We start from the raw sequence: 23,978 nt of genomic DNA, 5'->3' as shown, positions 1-23,978 counted from the left end.
CGCGTTCTGCAAACCCCCAGGCTCTAGGCTCAGCGCATGAGCATTGTTCTTGGCATTGACATCGGCGGCTCGGGGGTCAAGGGCGCCCCGGTCGACCTGGAGACCGGCGAGTTCGCCGAGAAGCGGCTGCGGATCGAGACGCCCTCGAAGTCGACGCCGGAGAACGTCGCGAAGGTCGTCAAGGAGATCGTCGACAACTTCGCCGACGTCATCGGCGACTCCCCGGTCGGCATCACCGTGCCGGCCCCGGTCGTGCACGGCAAGATCCCCTTCATCGCCAACCTGCACAAGGACTGGACCGGGCTGGAGGCCGAGAAGTTCTTCACCGAGTTCCTCGGGCGTCCGACCACGATCGTCAACGACGCCGACGCCGCGGGTCTGGCCGAGGTGCAGCACGGCGCGGCCAAGGGCGTGCCCGGGTTGGTGCTGCTGACCACGCAGGGCACCGGCATCGGCTCGGCGCTGATCTACGACGGGGTACTGATCCCCAACACCGAACTCGGTCACCTCGAGATCGACGGCCACGACGCCGAGAGCCGCGCGGCCAGCTCGATCAAGGACAAGGAGAACCTGTCGTACAAGGAGTGGGCCGAGGAGCGGCTGCAGCGCTACTACTCGTTCCTGGAGTTCCTGTTCTCCCCCGACCTGTTCGTGGTCGGTGGCGGCGTCAGCAAGGACCACGCGGAGTGGATGCCGCTGCTGAAGCTGAAGACCCCGATGATCCCCGCGGCGCTGCGCAACAAGGCCGGCATCATCGGTGCCGCCGCCCAGGCCGACTACCGGCGCGCCCACCCCGACATCGTGGTCAGGGTCGACTCCGACAACGAGGTCGTGTGAGGCCCAGCTCCTGAACTGATCTGCACGAGCGGCCGCCGGAGTGATCCGGCGGCCGTTGTGCATGATCAGGCCAGGGCCGACGTCACATCCGCTCGGGAGCCTCGATGCCCAGCAGGTCGAGCCCGGTCGCCAGCACCTTCTGGGTGGCTCGGCACAGCGCCAGCCGGGACGAGCGCACCTCGCCTTCGCTGCGCAGCACCGGGCACTGCTCGTAGAAGGTCGAGTAGGCACCGGCCAACTCATACAGGTAGCCACACAGCTTGTGCGGGGTCAGCGACTGCGCGACCTCGTCCACGATCTCGCCGAAGCGCGACAGCAGCAGCGCCAACTGGTGCTCGGCCGGTTCGGCGAGCACGCTGATCGCTCCGACGGCATGGCCCTGGGCCTCGGCGGTGCGCAGGATCTGCGAGCACCGGGCGTGAGCGTACTGCAGGTAGGGGCCGGTGTCGCCGGTGGTCTTGGTCATCCGCTCGGCGTCGAAGGTGTAGTCCTTCTGCAGCCCCGACGACAGGTCGGCGTACTTGATCGCCGCGATCGCGATCGAGGGCGCGGCATTCTGTTCGGCCAGGTCGAGCAGGTCGCTCAGCTTGGCCGCCGACCCGTCACGCGACTTGAGCGGACGACCGTCCTCACCCAGCACCATGCCGTAGCCGACGTGCTCGGCCACCACGTCACCGGGCAGGAAGCCGGCCTTGCGGGCGGCGGCGAAGACCTGGGCGAAGTGGCCGGACTGGCGGGCGTCGGTGACGTAGATGATCCGGTCGGCGTCCAGGTCACGCACCCGGTGGCGGATCGCGGCCAGGTCGGTGGTGGCGTAGCCGTAACCACCGTCGCGCTTGCGGACGATCAGCGGCGCCTCGAACCCGTCGACGAACACGCACAGCGCACCGTCGTCGACCACCGCGACCCCGGAGCGCTCCAGTTCGTCGACCAGCACCGGCAGGTCGGCGTTGTAGGTCGACTCACCGGCCAGGTCGTCGTCGGTGAGCAGCACGTTGAGCCGCTCGTAGGCGGCGTCGAAGCCGACCTTGGAGACGTCGACCAACTGCTGCCAGATGGCCAGCGACTGCTCGTCCCCACCCTGGAACTGCGAGACCCGGGCACGTGAGCGGTGGGCGAACTCCTCGTCGGCCTTGAAGTGGGCGGCGGCCCGCTTGTAGAGCTCGTCGGCCTCGGCCAGGGTCAGCGTCGAGGCGTCGATCCCCTCGTCGGTGATCTGCTCGATCAGCATGCCGAACTGGGTGCCCCAGTCACCGATGTGGTTCTGGGCGATCACGGTGTGGCCCTGGGCCCGCAGCACCCGGTGGAAGCAGTCGCCGATGATCGTGGTGCGCAGGTGGCCCACGTGCATCTGCTTGGCCACGTTCGGGGCGGAGTAGTCGATCACCACGCGGCGGGGCTCGTCGGTCTGGACGATGCCGGCGTGCGGGTCGTCCAACACTGCGGCGGCCTCGGCAGCGAGCACCTCGGCCTTGATCCGGAAGTTGATGAAGCCAGGGCCGGCGATCTCGAGCGGCTCGCACAGGTCGTCCAGGTCGAGTCGGCTGACGATGTCGGCGGCGACCTCGCGCGGGGGTCGTCCCTCGGTCTTGGCCAGGCGCAACGCGACGTTCGACTGGAAGTGACCGAACTGGGGCTTGGTGGCCGGACGCATCTCGGGATCGACCCCGGCGACGGCCTCGACCCGCTGGGAGAGCTTCGAGGGCAGAGACGACATGGGCGCCATTCTTCCACGAGCGAACGACTGCCCTGCGCGACCGTCTGACCGGCCACCGCAGCTGCCATAGGGTGGTGCTGAACCCCCATTCAGAAAGGTGCGGCATGTCTGTTCCCCAGATCACCCTCAACGATGGCGTCCAGATCCCCCAGCTCGGCTTCGGCGTCTGGCAGGTCACCTCGGACGAGATCGTCCCGGCCGTCTCGAAGGCCCTCGAGGTCGGTTACCGCCACATCGACACCGCGGCCGGCTACCAGAACGAGGACGGCGTCGGCAAGGCCATCGCCGAGTCCGGCATCGCGCGTGACGAGCTGTTCGTCACCACCAAGCTCGACAACCCCGACCACAAGCGTGACGACGCCCGTCGCGGCATCGAGAAGAGCCTCAGCCTGCTCGGGCTCGACCACGTCGACCTCTACCTGATCCACTGGCCGAGCGTCATCAAGCACGGTGAGGCCTACATCGAGGCCTGGGACGCGATGCAGGAGTTCAAGGCCGAGGGCCTCGTCCGCTCGATCGGCGTCAGCAACTTCAACATCGAGCACCTCGACAAGCTCAACGGCGCGGTGCCCAGCGTCAACCAGATCGAGATCCACCCGACGTTCGTGCGCGAGGACTTCCTGGCCCAGCTGCGCGAGCGTGGCATCGCCCCCGAGTCGTGGAGCCCGCTGGGCAACTCGACCGAGCCCAAGGACATCGACCACGAGGTGATCAAGGGGATCGCTCGTGAGCTCGGCGTCGAGCCCGCCCAGGTGATCATCCGCTGGCACCTGCAGAAGGGCCTGATCGTCATTCCGAAGTCGGTCACCCCGGCCCGGATCGAGCAGAACTTCGACGTGTTCGGCTTCGAGCTGAGCGATGCCCAGGTCGAGCGGATCACCGCCTTGGACGCCGGCCGCCGCATGGGTGGCGACCCGGTGACCGCCACCTGGTGACCCATTCCCCCGCACGACAATCGAGTCCCCGCACCAACGTTGGTGCGGGGACTCGATTCTTGTGCGGGGGAACGGGCTGTGGCGGTGCATCGTCCGCGCTGCACACCACGCGTTCGCTGACCACCCCACTACCCTCGGAACCATGAAGATCGCCATCGCAGGGCTCGGCTACGTCGGCATGTCGATGGCGGTGACCCTGTCGCAGCACCACGAGGTGATCGGGGTCGACGTCAACCCCGAGCGGGTGGCGATGGTCAACGAGCGCCGCTCGCCGATCATCGACGCCGACCTCGAGCGTTACCTCGCCGAGGTCGAGCTGAACCTGCGGGCGACCACCGACGCCGCCGATGCCTACACCGGCGCCGACGTCGTCGTGATCGCCACCCCGACCAACTACGACGAGGTGGCCAACTTCTTCGACACCTCCACCGTCGAGTCGGTGGTCGCCCAGGTCGCCCAGTACGCCCCGTCGGCCCTGGTGGCGATCAAGTCGACGATCCCGGTCGGCTTCACCCGCCGGCTGTGCGCCGACCACCCCGGGATGACCATCCTGTTCTCGCCGGAGTTCCTGCGCGAGGGACGAGCGCTGCACGACAACCTGCACCCGTCACGGATCGTGGTCGGTGACGTCACCGAGGTCGGACGACGCTTCGCCGACCTGCTGGTCGAGGGCTCACTCGAACCCGACGTGCCGGTGCTGCTCACCGGGTCGACCGAGGCCGAGGCGATCAAGCTGTTCGCCAACACCTACCTGGCGATGCGGGTCTCGTACTTCAACGAGTTGGACTCCTACGCCGCCGCCCACGGCCTCGACACCCGCCAGATCATCACCGGCGTCGGGCTCGACCCGCGCATCGGCGACCACTACAACAACCCGTCCTTCGGCTACGGCGGCTACTGCCTGCCCAAGGACACCAAGCAGTTGCTGGCCAACTACGCCGACGTGCCCCAGGTGCTGATCCGGGCGATCGTCGACTCCAACACCACCCGCAAGGACTTCATCGCCAACGACGTGCTCGCCCGTGACCCGAAGGTGGTCGGGGTCTACCGGCTCACCATGAAGGCCGGCTCGGACAACTTCCGGGAGTCGTCGATCCAAGGGATCATGAAGCGGATCAAGGCCAAGGGCATCACCGTGATCGTCCACGAGCCGGCACTGGAAGCGCCCGAGTTCTTCCACTCCGAGGTGGTCAACGACCTGGACGAGTTCAAGCGCAGGGCCGACGTGATCATCGCCAACCGCCGCACTGACACGCTCGACGATGTCGCCGACAAGGTCTACACCCGCGACCTGTTCGGCTCGGACTGACCGTTCGCGGGGAGTCGTTCGGGATGAGCCAGCCGGTGCGCGCACTGCGGGTGGTGTTCGTCTGCACCGCCAACGTCAGCCGCTCGTCCTATGCCGAGCACCGGGCCCGGCAACTGTTCGCTGACTTGGGCGTCGAGTACAGCAGCGCCGGCATTCCCGGCCTGGTCGACCAACCGATGGATCCCAACATCGCCCGTGAGATCGAGGCCCGTGGCGGGTCGGGAGCGAGCCACCGCAGCCGTCAGATCACCCGCGAGATCGTGGACGAGGCCGACCTGCTGGTGGTCGCGGCGCGACTGCATCGCAACCTGCTGCTGCAGCGCTGGCCGGACGTCGGTGCGAAAGTGGTGACCTTCGGTCAGGCCCGACGTGCGATCCGTGAGGGCGGCGAGGACGACGACCTGCTGGTTCGGCTGCGTGACCACCAGCCGCGCCCCCGCTGGAGGGAGGACGTGCTCGACCCGTTGTGGATCGGGCCTTGGTCACCGAAGCGCTGCGCGCGCGTGCTGGACGACCATCTGCGCACGATCATCCCGAGGCTGGCGAAGTCAGCGGCCCGTTGAGTCTGCGACTCTCTGGACACGGTGCTCGTACCCTCGCACCCACTCGATCACCCCGCGGGCGTGGGCCTCAGCCACCTGCCAGGGCGTCACGCACCGCACTCGACGGGGCACCCAACTCGTCCCCGCTGACCAGGTCGTAGGGCAGCTTGAGGTTGGCGGCCCACTCCCGCGAGACGCCGTAGTCCCAGGTGGAGCGGTAGGTCTTGACAGTCGAGTCACCCAGGCCCTGCACATCCAGACCCACCATGCGGCAGGTCGCCACCGCCCGCGGCAGGTGGTAGCTCTGGGTGACCACGGTCAGCCGGTCGACGCCGTAGACCCGCTTCGCGCGCAGGCAGCTGGCGTGGGTGTCGAGACCGCCGGGGTCCTCGACGATCCGTCCCTCAGGTACCCCGTTGGCGACCAACCAGCGCTTCATCGCCCGCGGCTCGTTGTAGTTCGACTCCCGGTTGTCGCCCGAGACCAGCACCACCTTGGCTCGTCCGGTCTCGTACAACTCGGCCGCCAACTGCAGCCGCGCCCGCAGGAACGGGCTGGGCTCACCCGAGGGCTCCACCCCGGCTCCGAGCACCAGCACCACGTCGGCCGATGGCACGTCACCGACCGCGTCGTGCACTCGGCCCGCGGCCAGCGCCCGCACCGCAACCTGGGGGCCGAGCCCTGCGAGCAGCGCCAGCACCAGCGACGACACCAGCAGCGTGCGCACCCAGCGTCGTCGCCGGGCCACCTCAGTCCTTCCGCTGGCTGCGGTACCAGCGCACCAGGGCAGCGGTGGACGAGTCCTGGCCCTCCAACGCCGACTCGTCCCCGTGCACCGCGGGGGCGATCTGCAGTGCGAGCTTCTTGCCCAGCTCGACACCCCACTGGTCGAAGGAGTCGATGCCCCAGATCACGCCCTGGGTGAAGGTGATGTGCTCGTAGAGGGCGATCAACTGGCCGACCACGCTCGGGGTGAGCGCGGGCGCCATGATCGAGGTGGTGGGCCGGTTGCCCTCGAACACCCGGGCGGTGACGATCTCTTCAGCGGTGCCCTCGGCGCGCACCTCGTCCTCGGTCTTGCCGAAGGCGAGCGCGGCGGTCTGGGCGAAGAAGTTGGCCAGGAACAACTCGTGGACGTCGACCTCGCCGTCCTTGGTGGGGTGCGCGGGGTTGGCGACGGCGATGAAGTCGGCCGGGATCAGCCGGGTGCCCTGGTGGATCAGCTGGTAGAAGGCGTGCTGGCCGTTGGTGCCGGGCTCGCCCCAGAAGATCTCGCCGGTGTCGCAGGTGACCGGGGTGCCGTCCCAGCGCACCGACTTGCCGTTCGACTCCATGGTCAGCTGCTGCAGGTAGGCGGCGAACCGGTGCAGGTACTGCGCGTAGGGCAGCACGGCGTGGGAGTCCGAGCCGTGGAAGTTGACGTACCAGATGTTGAGCAGACCCATCAGCAGCGGCACGTTGGACGGCGGCTCTGCGGTGAGGAAGTGCTGGTCGATGCGGTGGAAGCCGTCGAGGAAGTCGCGGAAGTTGTCCGGGCCGATGGCCACGGCCACCGCGGTGCCGACGGCGGAATCGACCGAGTAGCGCCCGCCGACCCAGTCCCAGAAGCCGAAGGCGTTCTCGGGGTCGATGCCGAACTCGGCGACCTTGTCGAGGGCGGTCGAGACGGCGACGAAGTGCTTGGCGATGGCGGCGGAGTTGCCGTCGAGGTCGCCGTTGATCGCACCCTGTTCGGCCAGTCGTCGCAGCAGCCAGTCACGGGCCATCCGGGCGTTGGTCAGGGTCTCGAGCGTGGTGAAGGTCTTCGAGGCGACGATGAACAGCGTGGTCTCGGGGTCGAGGTCGCTGACCTTCTCGGCCAGGTCGTTGGGGTCGATGTTCGACACGAAGCGGCAGGTCAGCCCTTCCTGCTTGTAGGGCAGCAGCGCCTCGTAGACCATCACCGGGCCGAGGTCTGATCCGCCGATGCCGATGTTGACCACGGTGCTGATCGACCTGCCGGTGACACCCTTCCACTCGCCGCTGCGGACGGTGTCGGCGAAGGCGTAGACCTTGTCGAGGGTGGCGTGCACATCGGCGACCACGTCCTGGCCGTCGACGCTCAGTTCGGCGTCACGGGGCAGGCGCAGGGCGGTGTGCAGCACGGCGCGGTTCTCGGTGACGTTGATCCGCTCGCCGCTGACCATGGCCTCGAGCCGGGCCTTGACCCCGACCTGGTCGGCCAAGGCCACCAGGGCGTCACGGATCTCGTCGTTGATCCAGTTCTTCGACAGGTCGACGTGCAGGTCTGCCGCGTCGAGGGTGTAGCGATGGGCGCGGTCGGGGTCGTCGGCGAAGGCGGCGCGCAGGTCGGGGGTGTAGTCGTCCGACAGCTGGGCCAGCCGGCCCCAGGCAGCAGTGGTGGTGGCGTCGACGGGTGCAGTCATGGCTTCAGACTAGTTGCCACCCGCTCGCAGCGTCAGGCGACCTGGAGGGTGGTGACGCAGGTGGGGGCGTCGTCGTGGGTGGTGATCGGCTGGCTGCCGGTACGGCCGTCGGCGGTGACCTTGAGCGTGCCCTCGATGCCGCGGGGCAGCCAGAACCCGACGAAGCCGTTGGCGTGGGTGCGGGTCTCCTCGTCGACCAAGGTCTTCCCGCTGGCGTCGGTGAGGGTCACGTGCACGGCCGCGTCGGTCAACTCGCCCTGGCAGGTGCCCAGGTTGTGGAAGAAGCAGTCGTGGGTGCGTGACGCGTAGGGCGCCAGCGACAGGTAGAACAGGTCACCTGGCAACGGCAGCGACTGGGTGAGCTCCCCCTCGGCCAACTGCACCTCGGTGACCCGCACCGAGGCGGACAGACCGGTGGGACGTTTCGCGTCACTCGCCTCGAGCGTCTCGACCACCTCGCGTCCGGACTTGCCGCCCAGACCGTGCTTGGTGAGCAGGTCGTCGGGGCTGGACGCATCGTCCTGCCCGGAACAGGCAGCCACAACGGGGACGAGCAGCGAGGTCAGGAGCAGGGTGCGTCGGCTCGGCATGGTCCGATCCTAGACGCCCCCCGGGGGTATCCCAAGAGGTGGAACGGCGTCAGCGTCAGCGGACGGTGACGTGCACGTGGTCGTAGTGGTTGGCGGTGGTCGAACCACGGTCCGACATCCAGCGCCAACCCTCGCCCGAGCGCTGGGTCGTCCAGATCTTCTGGGAGTAGATGACCTCGGTGATGCCGAATGCCCCGGCATTGGCCCGCAGCCAGTTGGCGATCGTCCAGCCCAGCGGGCCAGTGACCATGATGTCGAGAGCGCGCCCGGCGCCGTGGGCGTCGGCCGAGGCGCGCGCACCGCCGTAGCTGGTGATGCTGGGCCACTTGGCGCAGACGGCTCGGTGCACCCGGATCGCGTTCGAGACCAGGCCCGACTCGACACCTGAGCCCGACGCACAGGGCGCGGTGGAGTAGCCACCACTGCTCGATGACGAGGACGAGCTCGAGCTGGACGAACTCGACGACGTACTGGGCTTCTTGCTGGTCAGGTAGGTGTCCTTGACCCAGACGGGGCGCTGGTTGTGGGCGACCTGGCGGTAGCCCGAGACGACCGTTCCGGTCACCTTGACCGCAGTCCCCCCACCCAGGACGACCACCACGTCATGGCCGGTGGACGGGCCCGAGCGGGCGTTCAGCGACGAGGTCAGGTACCGCGTGCCGATGATCGGGCCGAGCCTGGTGGGGAACGACGCCTTGACGACCTTCTTCGTCTCGGGCGTGGCCTTGGTGCTGCTGGGCGCCGCGAGGGCCTTCAACGCCGGGGGCTTCGCGGGGGTGGTCTGGGTCGTCTGGCTCGGGGTGGCCGAGGGGGTGGCCTTCACCGACGCCGACGGGGTGACGGTGGCCGAGGGCGTGGGGGTGGCCGACCCGAGGGCGGGACGAGCGGTGTTGCGGCTCACGGTGGTGGACTTGCGCACCGCGTCGGTCGAGGTCACGGCCGGCTGGGCATCGAGCCCGTCGCTGGCGTCGCGGTTGATCGCGGTGGCCCCCAACCCCGTGCTCACCAGGGCGAGCAGGGCCAGCGGCAGCGCCACGCGAGGGCGCCACGACCGCGGCGCCGAGTCGGCGAAGTCGCCGTCGTCGGCCATCTCGACCGCAGGCGCCTCGATGGCACGCTGGGCGATGGTGGGAACGTCAGGGTCGACGACGGTCGCGGGGTCGGCAGCACGGCGAGGTGCCGTCGACCGGTTGCGGTGTGTCATGAGGGCGGGTGGCCTTTCGTCGCCTTGAGCTCAATGATGATTCCTGAGAAGAGTGTAGGTGTTTTCTCAGGATTTTCCACCTTTGAGCGAAGTGTTCCCTGTTCGCAGTCTCAGGTACTACTGTCTGTGCGAGCCCGACGACGTCGTCGGGTGGGCTGGGGGTCTGGTGAGGCGCGCCGCTGCAATCGTGGCTGCCGGGATGGTCGCTGCCCTGCTGCTGCTGTCCGGGGGGACGACCACGGCAACAGCGGCCCAGCCCAGCACCTTGGCCCTGGACGCCGCGCAGGCCAGCGGTGGCGTGCGCGTCACTGGCGCGCTCTACGACTCCCGCCGCCGCGCCATCAGTGGGCGCACGGTGACCCTGTCAGTCAGCCGAGGCGAGACCCGGGCGGTGACCACCGACCGTCGAGGACGGTTCCAGACCACGCTCCGGGTGCCCTCGTCGGTGCCCACCACCGTGCTCACCGTCTCGGGACGATTCCGCGGCGACAACCAGTTCTCGGCCACCTCGACGGCCGTCAACGTGACTTGGCGCAACGGCTCGTCCGGGTCGACCAAGCCGCCGCCCACCAGCGCGACCTCGACCCGGCCACCGACCACGACCAGCAAGCCGCGTCCCCCGACCACGGCGCCGCCCCGCACCACGGCCCGACCACAGGTGGTCGAGTTGCAGGCGACGGCCTCGGATGACCGGGTGCGCCAGGGCTACCCGTTCTCGGTCTCGGGCGTGCTCACCGTTGACGGCGTCCCCATCCAGGACGGGGCGATCAGGGTCGACGTGCCCGGGCTGGCCAGCCCTGACTTCTCGGTGCTGACCGGCCCCAACGGTACGTTCGTCAGCCACTCCCAGGTACCCGTGGACGCACGCCCGGGCCGCCGGCGGGTCACGGTGACCTTCCTCGGCGGGGGCGGTTTCCCCCAGACCCGTACGCAGGTGGTGATCACCGTCGTCAAGGCGCCCACGCCAACCCCGACACCCACCCCGACGCCGAAACCGAAGCCGTCGACCCCGCCGGTCTCCTCGACGCCGAGCACGGTCGCAGCGCCACTGGTGACCACCGGTTCCCCCTCGCCCACCCCGGTTCCGCAGGGCGTAGAACTCGACGTCAAGGGCCGTCGCACCCTGGCGTTGGGAACACTGGGACTGGTCCTGGTGCTGGGAGCGGCGAGCTCAGTGGCCTACTTGGCTCGCTCGCACGGCGGCGCCAGCGACCACACCCCCACCGACCACCTGATCGACTGAGGACGCGGAGCTGCCGCCGAGTCAGGCCTTGGGTTCGGCAGCCTTGAGGAAGGTCCGGCAGCGCTCGCGCAGGTGGGCCAGGTTGCCATCGGGGAAGACATCGGAGAACAGACCGTCGTCCAGGCCGCACGCCACGGCACCGGCCTCGTACCAGCGTCCGGCCGACCACCCACCCAGTCCCCCGCGAGGCACCAGCGCGACACCGGGCACCATCGCCGCAAGTGAGGCCGGGTAGGTACCGCCGAGCAGGTCGCCGGGCACGACCTGCACCGCCGCAGCGCCCCGGGAGGCGGCGCGGCGCACCTCGTTGGGGGTCAGCGCCGCCGGCAGCACGCACACCCCCGACTCGAGACCGACCTGGACGAGCTCGGGGTCGTCCACCTCGAGCAGCACGAACTCGGGCTCCATGGCCAACGCGTCGTCCAGCGCGGCACGGGTACCGACACCGTGCATGCCGAACCAGAGGCGGTGGCTGAACATCTCACGCAACTCGTTCAGCCGCGATCGTGAGCCGAAGGGCAGGCTGATCACCTCGATGCCCTCCTGCGCCATGACCTCGAGCACGACCAGCAGCCGCTCTGCGTCGCCGACCTCATTCAACGGCGGCAGCACGGCGAACAGGCGGCTGCGGGTGAGCACTTCCGGCAGCGCGGGTGGAGACGTGGGCTCAGCGGTCATGTCGCCCATCGTAGGGTGCCGCCGTAGGGTGACTGCGTGAGACTCGACCCGGCCCGGCTGCGCGGCCGCTCCCCCGACGAGGTCGGCGAGGCGGTCACGGCGGCGGCCACCGCTGACGGGCTCACCCTCTACCCCCACCAGGAGGACGCCCTGCTGGCGATCCTGGCGGGCAACCACGCGATCGTCACCACCCCGACCGGGTCGGGCAAGTCGCTGATCGCGGTCGCGGCCCACGCGGCCTGCGTGGCCGCCGGCGGCAGGAGTTGGTACAGCGCACCGATCAAGGCCCTGGTCAGTGAGAAGTTCTTCTCGTTGTGCGACATCTTCGGCGCCTCGAACGTCGGCATGGTCACCGGCGACGCCGCGGTCAACGCCGACGCCCCGATCATCTGCTGCACCGCCGAGGTGCTGGCCAACCTCACCCTGCGTCAGGGACCAGACGCCCCGGTCGACCTGGTGGTCGCCGACGAGTTCCACTTCATCGCCGACCCCGACCGCGGCTGGGCGTGGCAGGTGGCGCTGACCGAACTGCCGCAGGCCCAGCAGGTGATCATGTCGGCCACCCTGGGTGATGTCACCGAGTTGGCCGAGTCGCTGACGGCGCGCACCGGCCGTGAGACCTCGGTCGTCGCTGGGGCTCACCGTCCGGTGCCGCTGACCTTCGACTGGTCGCTGCTGCCGCCGGCCGAAACCCTGACCGAACTGCTGCACGACGGCAAGGCGCCGGTCTACATCGTCCACCCCAGCCAGGCGATGGCCACCGAGCGCGCCCAAGGGCTGCTGTCGACCCCCTTGGTCGACACCGACCACCGCCGCCGGATCAGTGACGCGATGGGGCACTTCCGGTTCGCACCGGGCTTCGGCCGTACGGTCGAGACGCTTGTCAGGGCGGGCATCGGCGTGCACCACGCCGGCATGCTGCCCCGCTACCGTCGCCTGGTCGAGACCTTGGCCCAGCGCGGACTGCTGCGGGTGATCTGTGGCACCGACACCCTCGGCGTGGGCATCAACGTGCCGATCCGCACCGTGCTGTTCAGCCAGTTGACCAAGTACGACGGACGACGGCAGCGCGTGCTGCGGGCCCGGGAGTTCCACCAGATCAGTGGGCGGGCCGGGCGGGCGGGGTTCGACACCTTGGGCCACGTCGTCGCGCAGGCCCCCGAGCACGTGGTCGAGAACGAGCGGATCGCTGCAAAGTTCGCCCACGACCCCAAGAAGCTCAAGTCGGTCAAGCGCAAGCGCCCGCCGGAGGGCTTCGTCAACTACACCGAGGAGACCTTCCTCCGGCTGCAGAACGCTGCGCCCGAGACATTGCACGGCCGGCTGACCATCACCCACGCCATGCTGCTGAACCTGTTGCAGCGCGATGCCGACACCGCGGCCGCCGTGGTCGGTCTGGTCGAGGCGTCGACCAGCGACCCTTCGGTGCGGCGCAGGCTGCTGCGTCGCGCGGTGTCGTTGGCACGGTCGCTGCTCGCCTCGGGCGTGGTCGTCCCGCTGGAAGAGCCCACGCCGGGCGGCAGGCGGTACCAGTTGGCGATCGACCTGCAGGACGACTTCGCGCTCAACCAGCCGCTGTCGGCGTTCGCCACCGAGGTGCTGGCGGTGCTCGACCCCGAGGCGCCGGACTACCCGCTCGACGTGGTCAGCGTGATCGAGGCCACTCTGGACGACCCGATGCCGGTGCTGCTGGCACAGCAGTTCCGGGCACGCGGTGAGGCCGTGGCCGAGATGAAGGCCGACGGCATGGAGTACGAGGAGCGGATGGCCGCCCTGGACGAGGTGAGCTGGCCTCGTCCGCTCGAGGAGTTGCTGGGGGCGACGTTCGCCGTGTTCCAGCCCCGGCACCCGTGGGTGGCCGACCACGACCTGTCACCCAAGTCGGTGGTGCGCGAGTTGTACGAGCGAGCGATGACATTCGGTGAGTACATCGCCTTCCACAAGCTGCAACGCAGCGAAGGCCTGGTGCTGCGCTACCTGTCCGACGCGTACCGGGCGCTGCGCCAAACCGTGCCGGAGTCGTTGCGCACGCAGGAGTTCGACGACCTGCTGGAGTGGCTGGGTGAGGTCGTCCGGATGACCGACTCGTCGCTGCTGGACGAGTGGGAGGCGCTCACCGCCTGGGACGGACAGGGGCCGCTGCCGCAGGTTCGTCCGGTCGAGCGAACGATCACCAGCAACACCCGAGCGTTCCGGGTGCTGGTGCGCAACGCCATGTTCCGCCGGGTCGAACTGTGCGCCGACGACGACATGGACGCGCTGACCGCGCTCGAGGCCGACAACCCCGACTGGTCGGGCGAGGACTGGGACGCCGCCCTCGAGGACTACTTCGACGAGCACGAGACGTTGCCCGACGGCCCGGCAGCGCGCTCGCCGGCGTTGTTCGTGGTGGACGAGAGTGCGCCCAGGAGGTGGCGGGTGCGCCAGATCATCGACGACCCCGCCGGTGATCACGACTGGCAGATCCACGCCGAGGTCGACCTGGATGCCTCCGACGCCGACCACACCCTGGCGTTGAGGACGACCTGGTTCGGTCAGCTCTGAGCCCGTCCCCCGCGGTCGGGCTGCACTAGGCTCGAGACACTGGCCTGCGACGAAGCAGAGGAGCTGACATGTTGCTGGAGAGCACCGCGATCCCGGCCAACTCCGAGATCGCCCTGAAGTACACCGAGCCCGACTCCGGTGGCGAGAACATCGTCCCCGACCTGACCTGGTCGGACTTCCCCGCCGAGACCAGGTCGTTCGCCATCACCGTCTACGACCCTGACGCCCCCACCGGTTCGGGCTGGTGGCACTGGGTCGCGGTCGACATCCCCGCCTCGACCACCTCGATCCCCGAGGGCGGCCCGCTGCCCGACGGTGCCCGCGAGTGGGTCAACGACTACGGCTACGTCGGGTACGGCGGTGCGTGCCCTCCACCCGGACCCGCGCACCACTACATCCACACGGTCTACGCGTTGCCCACCGAGACCCTGGGTGTGCCGGACGAGGCCACCTCGGCCCAGGTGAGGTTCACGATCCTGGCCAACGCGATCGACTCGGCCTCGTTCACCGCGACCTTCGCCCAGCCCGAGAGCTGACCTTCTGGGTCACCGCTCGAGGTGAGGCAGCGAGCGCCGGCGAGTGGTTGGGGCCACGTGCTGCTGAAATGTCGTGAAATGCGTGACCAACCCTCTCCAGAGGGGCGTTGGTCGAGCCGGCGTCGACATTTCAGCAGCCGCTGGCCATGGCGGGGGGCCTGTATGCGAGTTCGGTCGTCGGCGCCGCTCTGCCGCGCCCTACAGTGGACGACGTGACCTCCACCCCCACAACCACGCGGCGCCGCCGTGCCCCCGGGACCCCCCGGGTGCTGGCGGCGTTGGTGCTGGCGGGGTGGCTGGCTCTCGTCCCCGCCACCCTCGGACGAGCGCACGCCGACCAGCCGACCGGCTGGCAGGAGGCGCCCACGGCCTCGTCCAAGGCTGAGGAGCAACCCTGCTCGGACTACCTGTTCATCGGGGTGCGCGGGTCGGGCGAGCGGGCACCCTATGGCCCCACCGTCACCCGGGTGCGTGACGGGCTGGCCCAGGAGTGGAAGCAGGGCGAGGTGCGCCAGGTCTGGCTCGAGTACCCCGCCGGCGACCCGCACACCCTGTCGCGAGTGCCGCTGCACCAACTGATCTTCGAACGTCCGATGCCCTCGACCACCTACTTCGACTCGGCGATCTCGGGTGGCCGGACGCTGGCCAGCCTGCTGGTCAGCGAGCACGCCCGCTGCCCCCACGAGCGGGTGGTCATGGCCGGCTTCTCCCAAGGTGCCCAGGTGATCACCAGGGCGCTGGCGCTCAACGCCGGCCACCCGCTCAACGTGGTGGCCTCGATCCTGGTCGGCAACCCCAGCCACTACCCCGGGCAGTCGGTCCGTGAACTCTCCGGCGACGCGAACGCCTACGCCACCGGCCTGGGCGCCTTCCTCTACGTGCTGCGCGAGCAGGCTCGGGTGGGTGACCAGACCAGCCGCAACGACGCCATCCGCAACCTGATCAAGGTCACCATCGAGCTCAGCGAGGGACGCATGGCCACCGCCACCGTGCGGGCCGCGATGCTGCGCGAGCACGCCGAGATCCCGCCCGACAGCTATGCCCGCACCTACTCGGTGTGCCGCGCCGGCGACATGGTCTGCGACGCCGGCCCGGCGATGGCCCAGATCATGGTGCAGAACTCGACCATGGCCGACGAGATCGACCGCACCCGCCCGATCCACGGCAACTACTCCGAGGCGGTGCTGGCCCCGACCCTGACCGAGGTCAACCGCTTCGTCGGCGGTCTGCCGCCGGTGCCCACCCCCACCCCGCCGCCGTCGGCTCCTCCAGTGCCCACACCCGCGCCGGACGACGACACCACCTGGTGGTGGGCCGCCGGTGCCGTCGCCGTGGTCTCGCTGGGGTTGGGCTGGTTGCTGGGACGACGCTCCGCCCGCTGACCGAGCCGAGGTCCTGGCGGGTGACGGCAGTCATGCAGTTCTGCAACGACGCGGCCCATTTGCATCACGCAGTGTTCACCTTGTGGTAGGCACGGTGCTGGTTCGTGTTCACTGGCCAAGACCCGGTTGCGGCTACGTTCGCAGTCGACCACCCCTTCGACAAGGAGTCCCCATGACCCTCGCTCGTCGTTCATTCCTCTCGCTGGCCGCGGCCGCGACTGCCGGCGTCGTCGCCGGTTGCGCCACCAAGTCCACCGAGATCGGCGCCACTGACGCCCCCGCCCCGACCACCTCCGGCTCGGCCGGTTCGGCCGGATCGTCCGCCGGTGGCGGCGCCCCGCTGACCGTCCACCTCTCCGGCGACACCAACATGCAGGAGCTGTGGGAGAAGGCGCTCGTCCCCGCGTTCGTCAAGGCCAACCCGGGCTACACCGTCAAGGTGCAGCTCGACCTGCACGGTGAGCGTGACGCCCAGACCCAGGCCAAGCTCACCGCCGCCCAGGCACAGAACCAGGACGCGGGCATCGACCTGGTCGACGCCGGCTTCGTCCAGACCCTGGCCGAGGCCGGGATCATGGAGCCGATCTCGGTCTCGAACGTGCCCAACCTCGAGGGCATCCCCGAGGACGTCGTCAAGGCCGGCAACGGCGGCGGCGTGCCCTACCGGGGCTCGTCGGTGCTGCTCGCCTACGACCCCGAGGTCGTCAAGGAGGTGCCCACCACGCTGGACGAGGTGCTCGCCTGGATCAAGGCCAACCCCGGCAAGTTCACCTACTGCCCGCCGAAGTCCGGCGGCTCCGGTGGCGCCTGGGTGACCACTGTGCTCGACCAGAACATGGATCCGGCCGATGCCGAGAAGCTGCGCACCACCTACGACCAGGAAGCCATGAAGGGCTGGGACAAGGGCTTCGGTGTGCTGCGTGAGCTGGGCCCCTCGATCTACCAGAAGGGCGTCTACCCCAACGGCAACAAGCAGGTGCTCGACCTGCTCTCCAGCGGGCAGATCGCCATGTGCACGGTGTGGAGTGACCAGTTCATCTCCGGCCAGAAGAGCGGTCTGGTGCCCGAGCGCATCAAGGCCACCCAGATCAGCAACCCGAGCTTCACCGGTGGCGCGGCCTACCTGGGTGTGCCCAAGGGCTCGGCCAAGAAGGAGCACGCCATCAAGCTGGTGGACTTCGTGCTGTCGGCCGAGGCGCAGACCCTGATCGCCAACCAGATCGCCGGCTTCCCGGTGATCCCGCTCGAGAAGCTGCCGGCCGAGACCCAGCAGATCTTCCGCGAGGCGCACCCCGACGTGCTGCGTCCGGGCTACCTCGACAAGGTCGGCAAGGACATGAACAACGAGTGGGACCAGAAGGTTCCGGGCAACTGAGCCGATGAGTTCTGATCCCGACGCGGGCGCACCCGTGGCGGGGGCGGTCGACGATGACGCGCCGGCTGCCGCACCGACCAGTGCGGCAGCCACCGGCACGCTGACCAACCCCCGACGGGTGCGCCACCGCGCCCGCGTGAGGTCGCTGCGCGGCCTGCTGATGGCCTCCCCGCCGCTGCTGCTGATCGCGGCGTTCACCGGCTTCCCGATCGTCCTGGCGATCGCCTACTCACTGGGCCACACCGGTGGACTGAACTCCACCACGGCCCTGATCGCCCAGCACCAGCACGTCAAGACCGAGTGGTGGGGCACGTTGGGCGCCTACCGCGAGGTGCTCACCAATGAGCGCTTCCAGCGTGACCTGCGGGTGACCCTGCTGGTCACCGTGGTGTCGACCACCGTGGTGCTGGCCCTGGCGTTGATCATCGCGCTCTACCTGCGCCTGGCCGGGGGCTGGGCGGCGAAGGCGCTGACCGTGGTGTCGGTGGTGCCGATGTTCATCCCGGTCGTCATCGCCTCGTGGGCCGTGCTGATGTTCTACGCCCCCGATGGGTTCCTGCGGTCACTGTTCGCCCAGGTCGGGCTCGAGGGTCCGACCTTCGGCTACACGGTGACAGCGATCATCATCGCCCAGGTCTGGTGCTCGCTGCCGTTCGCGGTGCTGATGTGCGCCTCAGGCGTACAGGCCGTGCCGGACGCGCTGATCGACGCCGCCCGCGACTCCGGTGCGGGCTTGGTGCGCACCACCTTCTCGGTGATCCTGCCGATGGCGTTCGTGCCGATCGTGATCGCGGCGACCTTCACCGCGATCGGCATCATCGGCTCGTTCACGGTGCCCTACTTCACCGGCCCGACCGCCCCGACCATGCTGGGCGTCGACATGGCCAACTACTTCACCGCCTACAACCGTCCCCAGCAGTCGATCGTGATGGCCGTCGTGGTGTTCGTCGCTGCCTCGCTGATCGCGGTGACCTACGTGTGGGCCAACTTCCGCTCGAGCAAGGAGAGCGGCGCATGAGGACTCTGGTGAAGGTGCTCATCTCGCTGTTCATGTTCCTGCTGGCGGTGTTCATCGTCGGCCCGCTGGTCTGGCTGGCCTCGCGGGCCTTCGCCGCCGAGTGGCGCTACCCCGACCTGTGGCCCACCGGCTTCACGCTGCGCTGGTGGCGCGTGGTCGTGGACGACCCGATGGTGGTCGTGGCACTTCAGAACTCGGCGACCTTCGCGTCGCTGACGGTGCTGATCTCGGCGGCGATCTGCCTGCCGGCGGCCTACGCCTTCAGCCGCTACCAGTTCCCCGGACGACGCTTCATGCTGGTGGCGCTGTTCGCGGTGAACGCGTTCCCCAAGATGGGCCTGTTCGTGGCGCTGGCCAGCCTGTTCTACGCCCTGCAGTTGATGCAGACCGTGCTGGGCGTGCTGATCGTCCACGTGCTGGGCACGGTGGTGTTCATGACCTGGATCCCGGCCGCCGCGTTCTCGGCAGTGCCGCGATCGCTGGAAGAGGCCGCGCGTGATGCCGGCGCCGGACCGTTCCGGGTGTTCTGGTCGGTGACGCTGCCGATGGCGCTGCCGGCGATCCTGGTGGCGGCGATCATGAGCTTCATCGCCAGCTGGGACGAGGCGCAGGGCACCTACCTGGTCGGCGCACCCGACTACATGACCATGCCGACCCAGATGTACTCGCTGGTGCTCAACTACCCCAGCCAGGTCTCGGCGGTGTTCTCGATCCTGCTCTCGGTGCCCTCGGCGGGCCTGCTGCTGCTGGTGCGCAAGCAGATCATGGGCGGACAACTCGCAGAAGGGTTCCAGATCAAGTGACCACAGGACTGCAACTGGAGGGCCTGCACAAGGAACTCGGCGGACGCACGATCGTCGAGAACCTCTCCCTCGACGTGGCCACCGGCGAGTTGGTCTGCCTGCTCGGGCCGTCCGGGTGTGGCAAGACGACCACGCTGCGGATGATCGCAGGGTTCCTCGAGCCCGAGAGCGGCCGCGTGGTGGTCGCCGGGCATGACGTCACCTCGCTGCCGCCCGAGAAGCGCCCCTCGGCCATGGTGTTCCAGAACTACGCGCTGTGGCCGCACATGACGGTCACCAAGAACGTGGCCTTCCCGCTGAGGCTGGCGAAGCGTCCTCGCGCCGAGATCGCCGAACGGGTCGCGAAGGTGCTCGAACTGGTCAACCTGACCCACCACAAGGACTCGCGCCCAGGCCGGATCTCGGGTGGCGAGCAGCAGCGCACCGCACTGGCACGTGCGCTCGTCCAGGAGCCTGCGGTGCTCTTGCTGGACGAGCCGCTGAGCAACCTCGACGCCAAGCTGCGGGTGCGCGTGCGCGAAGACATCCGCGAGATCCAGCAGCGACTGGGCATCACCACGGTCATGGTCACCCACGACCAGGACGAGGCGATGGCCATGGCCGACCGGATCGCGGTGATGAACGACGGCAGGATCGAGCAGGTCTCGAGCCCACAGGAGTTGTACTCCGACCCGCAGACCGAGTTCGTGGCGACCTTCGTGGGGTCGTTGAACAAGGTCGAAGGACGACTCGAGCCGCACGGGCTGACCCCCGAGGCGGGGTTGACGTCGGCGATTCGTCCCGAGGCGGTGGCGGTGGTTCCTGCCAGCTCCGACGGTGCGCTGGACGCCGAGGTGGTGCGGGTGACCCCGCACGGCCACTTCGCCGAGGTCAAGGTCAAGACGCTGGGTGAGGTCGAACTGGTGTCGTTCGTCACCGGTCCCCCGCCGGCCGAGGGCGACCAGGTCGGGGTGCGGCTGGGTGAGGTCTGGCGCTTCCGCGACGGCAAGCGGGTGCGCTGAGCCGTAGGCTCGTCCGATGAGGTGGACACACGTGGGCCCGCCGATCGCCGTGGTGACCGGGGCCTCGTCCGGCATCGGCGAGGCGATCGCCCGGCGAGTGTCGGCCGATGGCATGAGGGTGGTGCTGCTCGCCCGGCGGGCCGACCGACTGCAGGTGCTGGCCCGCGAGATCGGTGGGGTGGCGATGCCGGTCGACCTGTCGTCGGAGTCGGCTGTCGCTACGGTCTGCCGACGGATCCTGGACGAGGTCGGCGTACCTGATGTCGTCGTGAACAACGCGGGCTCTGGACGCTTCGTCAGCATCGACGAGACCGAACCGGGTGAGGCGCAGGCCCAGGTGACGTTGCCCTACCTGGCGGCCTTCTGGGTCACGCTCGGGCTGCTCGGTCCGATGCTCGAGCGCGGCACGGGCGTGGTGTTCCAGGTCAACTCACCGGTGGCGGTCGTCCCATGGCCCGGTGCGGCAGAACGCGTCCCCAAGGTCGAGGCGTTGGTGGGGACGATGACGCCCGAGCAGGTGGCCGACGCCGTGGCGACCTGCCTGCGGCACCGTGCGAACCGCGACTCGCACGCGCCTTGGCGGTGGGCGCTGATCGCACCGCTGGCGCGGGTGTCCCCCGGGGCGGTGGGGTGGCTGTTCCGGCTGACCGGGCACCGGCGGAGTGGGCGAGGGTAGCTGCTGGTCGGCGGCGTCCCTCGGTTGGCGAGCGCTCTCGACGCCGTGCTAACCTTCTACGGCTGGAGCGATCCAGTGATGCGCGAGTGGCGGAATGGCAGACGCGCTGGCTTCAGGTGCCAGTGTCCCTTGGGACGTGGAGGTTCAACTCCTCTCTCGCGCACAACGATGTATGGTCCCCTGACTACATCAAATCCCCTCTGACAAGGACTTCGGTCCTTCTCAGTTGTGGACTCTCATGGACACGGATGGCCTTCAGAGGCCTCCCATTCCCCACGGTTCCCCACGTATTCCCCACGACATCCGGGGCGTGGGGAACGTTGCGAGGGCCGCCCGCTGTCCACCCGACCGTCCTCGTGCCCGTTACGAGCGTGACGGGAGGGGCAGATCATGGGTAGGCCACGGGCCAAGGTCAAGCGAGGCTTCGGTGAGGTCGGCCAGTTGCCGAGTGGGCGCTACCGGGCGCGCTACACCGGCCCCGACGGCGGCCGGCACAGTGCTCCGATCACCTTCGTCGCCCGGATCGACGCCGAAGGGTGGCTGGTCGACCAGGAACGGATGATCAGTCGCGGCGAGTGGGAGCCGCCGGCGCGTCAGGTCCGGGAGGTTCCGGAAGCACCCCTGCTGCTCAGTGAATACGCCACCACCGTAGTGGCCCGCCGGCGGATTCGTCCGGGCACGGCGGCGCTGTATGCGAAGCTGCTCCGGCTGACCAATCTTCCGGCGTTCGCCAAGCAGCCCCTGGGCGAGATCACCGCCGCGGAGATCTCCACCTGGTACGCCGGGATGCGGACGACGCCCACCCAGCAGGCCAACGCCTACGGGCTGCTGAAGTCGATCTTCAAGGAGGCCGTCGAGGAGCGGCTCGTGGAGGTGAGCCCGTGCCGGGTGAAGGCGGGCACCCAGAAGGAACGGGCGCGTGAGATCGAGGTGCTCACGGTCGACCAACTCAACCGCTACCTGGCTGCCGTGCCCGAGGCGCGGCGAGCGCCCCTCTTGCTGGCCGGTTGGTGCGGATTGCGGTCCGGCGAGGTGCGCGGGCTCCGCGGGCGCGACCTGGATCTGGACATCGGCGTGGTGCATGTCCGTCAGGCCGTCGTGCGACTCAAGGGGCAACTCCTGATCGGTCCACCCAAAACGGACGCCGGGGTCAGGTCGGTGTCCATCCCTCCCCACCTCCTTCCGGCGTTGCGGGAGTGGGCGGCGCGCCAGCCGGTGCGTGAGCGGGAGGCGCTGCTGTTCCCGGCCAGGGACGGGCACTCCCCGCTCAACGACAGCGTTCTGCGTGTCGCCCACAACAAGGGCAAGGCGGCCATCCACATGCCCGGCCTGACGGTGCACGGGCTGCGTCACACCAGCGCGACGCTGGCGGCGCAGTTGGGAGCCACGTTGGCTGAGCTTCAGGCGCGGATCGGGCACAGCACGCCGAACATGACAATGCGCTATCAGCACGTCGCGGCCGAACGCGATGCCCCCAGTTGGCGGCCAGGATGTCTGAGTTCGCGACGGGTCGTGCCACCTGACAAGCCATGTCGGGGGGCGCGATCAACCCGGATTGCCGAGCGATGGTGGCGACATCGCGACAGCGAGGCAAGGAAGTCACGTCGGTGTCCAACCACAGGTCACCATCTTCGACGAAGCGGGACGGGGTCTTTGGGCGCGCCGATTCCGTCGGGGTGCATCACCCTGGCGTCGCTGCCGGACGTCCGTCCCTGGCTCCCGGCGGTTTGTGTGCCAAGGCCGCCACTCAGCGGACGATGAGTGGCGGCCTTGCGCGATCCGTAGGGTCGGGCTTGAATGGGGGTGGATCCGGGGACCGGCAAGTCAATGGGTCCACCCCCTACCTAATAGGGCTCAAGCGCGATCTTGAGCGTCGTGCCGTCCCACTCGATCGTGAGACGGAACTTCGTGACGCGCACTCTCATCACCTCCTCGGTGCACCGCCCTGAGGGGCGAATGCTGCTCGCTACTTGCCTCTCTTGCGGGGGGCCTTGAGGCGAGCTTCCTCCATGGGGTGTCGATGAGCAACCGGCACACCGTCACTTCGGTGGCGGTATGAGAGGGTCTTCCTTGGCGTAGAGAGAGGTACTGGGGACGCGGGGAGAGGAGTACTCTTCTGGCGGTATGAGGGGTGCACGTGTTGCGGCTATAGTTACACAGTAGGCCCTAGCACCCCTCAGCAGCCCATGCACCCCCGGCACTTCATGTGCCCCCGCTAAGCCCGTAGGGGTGCCCGTCACACAGGAGGTCAAGAGGTGCCCCCACCGAACTCCGAGGCCGTCCAGCGACTGGAGAAGGCGGTGACCAAGTCTCAACGTTCAAGGTCGGTCCGATTCCCAATTGACTTCGTCCGTGGTGATGACCCGCCATTGGCCAGGATGATGCGTGGCGGACAGGGAGGAGAGAGCCGGCTCCGGGTGTACCTCCTGATTCGAATGATCGCGACGGCAGCGCCCCACGACGTACCGATCACCGCGACCGACATCGCGTCTTGCCTGGGGTTCCCCGATCCCTCCGTCGTGGGTGCTAGGCGCGTCAACAGCGCTCTCAAGGTTCTCGCTAGCAATGACCACAGGCTCGTCGCGATCGAGGCTCCGCCGGGCCGCACTCGGACCATCAAGATCCTGCGGCCAGATGGGTCGGGAGAGGAGTGGAACGACGCTGACCTGAAGGCCCCCTACGTCACGCTGCCAATAGCGCTCTGGAAGAAGGGATGGCTCCTTGCCCTGTCTGGCCGCGCCCTCGCCATCTTCATTGTCCTCAGGGAGTTGACCGGTGGGCGCAAGACCAAAGGCGCGTGGGCCGACGGAATCCGCAAGCGACAGTACGGCTTCTCCGACGATACGTGGACGCGCGCGACAGAGGAACTGCGGGACCGAGGTTTGCTGACGGTCGAGCGTGAGACTTATCAGTCGCAGGGGGAGCCCCGTCAACGCAACGTATATCAGCTCCACTTGGACGTGCTGGAGACCTTCAGGCCCTTTGAACACCCCCTTGACCCAATGACGCAGAAGGCCCGGCCTCGCAAGCAGGCAAAGCCCGCAGAGGTTCCCATTCGCAAGGCTGCACGCATCCACGTCTAGCGTCGCTTTCTCGCCTCAACCCCGACCGTTACGAATGGGTTCGGTGCCAGAACGCTTTCGGTCCTGTGCCCCCCGGTCG

The 23,978-nt window shown here is 68.6% G+C and carries 20 protein-coding genes, 1 tRNA gene and 1 pseudogene; 16 read left to right on the top strand and 6 right to left on the bottom strand.

Going from position 1 to position 23,978, the window contains the following annotated elements; translation table 11 throughout:
* Nucleotides 1-36: 36 nt before the first annotated feature.
* A complete protein-coding gene (gene ppgK, locus IE660_RS09435) occupies nucleotides 37-837 on the top strand; it encodes a polyphosphate--glucose phosphotransferase (protein ID WP_203568105.1) in 801 nt (266 codons plus the stop codon).
* Nucleotides 838-919: 82 nt separating this feature from the next.
* On the opposite strand, the gene argS is transcribed toward ppgK, so the two are convergent.
* Nucleotides 920-2,563 carry an arginine--tRNA ligase gene (argS, locus tag IE660_RS09430; RefSeq protein WP_407929010.1) on the bottom strand — a complete coding sequence of 548 codons (1,644 nt, stop codon included), beginning with the start codon at nucleotides 2,561-2,563 and terminating at the stop codon, nucleotides 920-922.
* Between the two features lie 95 nt (nucleotides 2,564-2,658).
* Here argS and IE660_RS09425 point away from each other — a divergent pair, with 95 nt between their 5' ends.
* From IE660_RS09425 to IE660_RS09415, 3 genes are all read left to right on the top strand, one after another.
* On the top strand, nucleotides 2,659-3,489 hold the full coding sequence (locus IE660_RS09425; RefSeq protein ID WP_203568103.1) for an aldo/keto reductase: 831 nt from the start codon (nucleotides 2,659-2,661) through the stop codon (nucleotides 3,487-3,489).
* Nucleotides 3,490-3,631: 142 nt separating this feature from the next.
* Nucleotides 3,632-4,798 carry a nucleotide sugar dehydrogenase gene (locus tag IE660_RS09420; protein ID WP_203568102.1) on the top strand — a complete coding sequence of 389 codons (1,167 nt, stop codon included), beginning with the start codon at nucleotides 3,632-3,634 and terminating at the stop codon, nucleotides 4,796-4,798.
* A gap of 23 nt (nucleotides 4,799-4,821) precedes the next feature.
* A complete protein-coding gene (locus IE660_RS09415; RefSeq protein ID WP_203568101.1) occupies nucleotides 4,822-5,361 on the top strand; it encodes an arsenate reductase/protein-tyrosine-phosphatase family protein in 540 nt (179 codons plus the stop codon).
* Nucleotides 5,362-5,428: 67 nt separating this feature from the next.
* Here the strand turns inward: IE660_RS09415 and IE660_RS09410 are convergent, their stop codons facing one another.
* Genes IE660_RS09410 through IE660_RS09395 form a run of 4 tightly spaced genes read right to left on the bottom strand, consistent with a single transcriptional unit; the run spans nucleotide 5,429 to nucleotide 9,560 of the window.
* Complete coding sequence (locus tag IE660_RS09410; protein ID WP_203568242.1) at nucleotides 5,429-6,058, bottom strand: SanA/YdcF family protein; 630 nt, start codon at nucleotides 6,056-6,058, stop codon at nucleotides 5,429-5,431.
* Between the two features lie 31 nt (nucleotides 6,059-6,089).
* Nucleotides 6,090-7,766, bottom strand: a complete 1,677-nt coding sequence (pgi, locus tag IE660_RS09405) for a glucose-6-phosphate isomerase (RefSeq protein WP_203568100.1) — start codon at nucleotides 7,764-7,766, stop codon at nucleotides 6,090-6,092.
* A 32-nt stretch (nucleotides 7,767-7,798) separates the two neighbouring features.
* Entirely contained in the window at nucleotides 7,799-8,356 is a 558-nt protein-coding gene (locus IE660_RS09400; protein ID WP_203568099.1) for a CueP family metal-binding protein, read from the bottom strand.
* A gap of 55 nt (nucleotides 8,357-8,411) precedes the next feature.
* Entirely contained in the window at nucleotides 8,412-9,560 is a 1,149-nt protein-coding gene (locus IE660_RS09395; RefSeq protein ID WP_203568098.1) for an SH3 domain-containing protein, read from the bottom strand.
* Between the two features lie 199 nt (nucleotides 9,561-9,759).
* Between IE660_RS09395 and IE660_RS09390 the strand changes: the two genes are divergently transcribed.
* Nucleotides 9,760-10,803: a hypothetical protein gene (locus IE660_RS09390; RefSeq protein WP_203568097.1), complete on the top strand. Its 1,044-nt coding sequence runs from the start codon at nucleotides 9,760-9,762 to the stop codon at nucleotides 10,801-10,803.
* A 21-nt stretch (nucleotides 10,804-10,824) separates the two neighbouring features.
* Here IE660_RS09390 and IE660_RS09385 read toward each other — a convergent pair whose 3' ends face one another.
* The gene (locus tag IE660_RS09385; RefSeq protein WP_203568096.1) at nucleotides 10,825-11,481 is read right to left on the bottom strand and encodes a beta/alpha barrel domain-containing protein; all 657 of its coding nucleotides are present in this window, start codon (nucleotides 11,479-11,481) and stop codon (nucleotides 10,825-10,827) included.
* A 32-nt stretch (nucleotides 11,482-11,513) separates the two neighbouring features.
* On the opposite strand from IE660_RS09385, the pseudogene IE660_RS09380 reads away from it, so the two are divergent.
* The 11 genes and pseudogenes from IE660_RS09380 (at nucleotide 11,514) to IE660_RS09330 (ending at nucleotide 23,899) form a co-directional block, all read left to right on the top strand.
* Nucleotides 11,514-14,025, top strand: a pseudogene (locus tag IE660_RS09380) (DEAD/DEAH box helicase).
* A 68-nt stretch (nucleotides 14,026-14,093) separates the two neighbouring features.
* Nucleotides 14,094-14,561, top strand: coding sequence for a YbhB/YbcL family Raf kinase inhibitor-like protein (locus tag IE660_RS09375; RefSeq protein WP_203568094.1), 468 nt, complete (start codon nucleotides 14,094-14,096; stop codon nucleotides 14,559-14,561).
* Between the two features lie 212 nt (nucleotides 14,562-14,773).
* Nucleotides 14,774-15,943 (top strand): cutinase family protein, encoded by a 1,170-nt coding sequence (locus tag IE660_RS09370; protein ID WP_203568093.1) that lies wholly within the window; start codon nucleotides 14,774-14,776, stop codon nucleotides 15,941-15,943.
* A 172-nt stretch (nucleotides 15,944-16,115) separates the two neighbouring features.
* Nucleotides 16,116-17,318 carry an extracellular solute-binding protein gene (locus IE660_RS09365; RefSeq protein WP_203568092.1) on the top strand — a complete coding sequence of 401 codons (1,203 nt, stop codon included), beginning with the start codon at nucleotides 16,116-16,118 and terminating at the stop codon, nucleotides 17,316-17,318.
* A gap of 4 nt (nucleotides 17,319-17,322) precedes the next feature.
* Nucleotides 17,323-18,336, top strand: a complete 1,014-nt coding sequence (locus IE660_RS09360) for an ABC transporter permease (protein WP_203568091.1) — start codon at nucleotides 17,323-17,325, stop codon at nucleotides 18,334-18,336.
* Complete coding sequence (locus IE660_RS09355) at nucleotides 18,333-19,139, top strand: ABC transporter permease (RefSeq protein ID WP_203568090.1); 807 nt, start codon at nucleotides 18,333-18,335, stop codon at nucleotides 19,137-19,139. The genes IE660_RS09360 and IE660_RS09355 overlap by 4 nt, the downstream gene beginning before the upstream one ends.
* Complete coding sequence (locus IE660_RS09350; RefSeq protein WP_203568089.1) at nucleotides 19,136-20,140, top strand: ABC transporter ATP-binding protein; 1,005 nt, start codon at nucleotides 19,136-19,138, stop codon at nucleotides 20,138-20,140. The genes IE660_RS09355 and IE660_RS09350 overlap by 4 nt, the downstream gene beginning before the upstream one ends.
* 16 nt (nucleotides 20,141-20,156) lie before the next feature.
* Nucleotides 20,157-20,816 carry an SDR family NAD(P)-dependent oxidoreductase gene (locus IE660_RS09345; protein ID WP_203568088.1) on the top strand — a complete coding sequence of 220 codons (660 nt, stop codon included), beginning with the start codon at nucleotides 20,157-20,159 and terminating at the stop codon, nucleotides 20,814-20,816.
* An 80-nt stretch (nucleotides 20,817-20,896) separates the two neighbouring features.
* Nucleotides 20,897-20,979 (top strand) — tRNA-Leu (locus tag IE660_RS09340).
* 227 nt (nucleotides 20,980-21,206) lie between these two features.
* Nucleotides 21,207-22,577, top strand: coding sequence for a tyrosine-type recombinase/integrase (locus IE660_RS09335; protein WP_203568087.1), 1,371 nt, complete (start codon nucleotides 21,207-21,209; stop codon nucleotides 22,575-22,577).
* Between the two features lie 494 nt (nucleotides 22,578-23,071).
* Complete coding sequence (locus IE660_RS09330; RefSeq protein ID WP_203568086.1) at nucleotides 23,072-23,899, top strand: hypothetical protein; 828 nt, start codon at nucleotides 23,072-23,074, stop codon at nucleotides 23,897-23,899.
* Nucleotides 23,900-23,978: the final 79 nt, after the last annotated feature.

It is taken from the genome of Aestuariimicrobium ganziense (genome assembly GCF_015352975.1).
GTDB lineage: Bacteria > Actinomycetota > Actinomycetes > Propionibacteriales > Propionibacteriaceae > Aestuariimicrobium > Aestuariimicrobium ganziense.
This window is presented reverse-complemented; position numbering and strand designations above follow the sequence as displayed.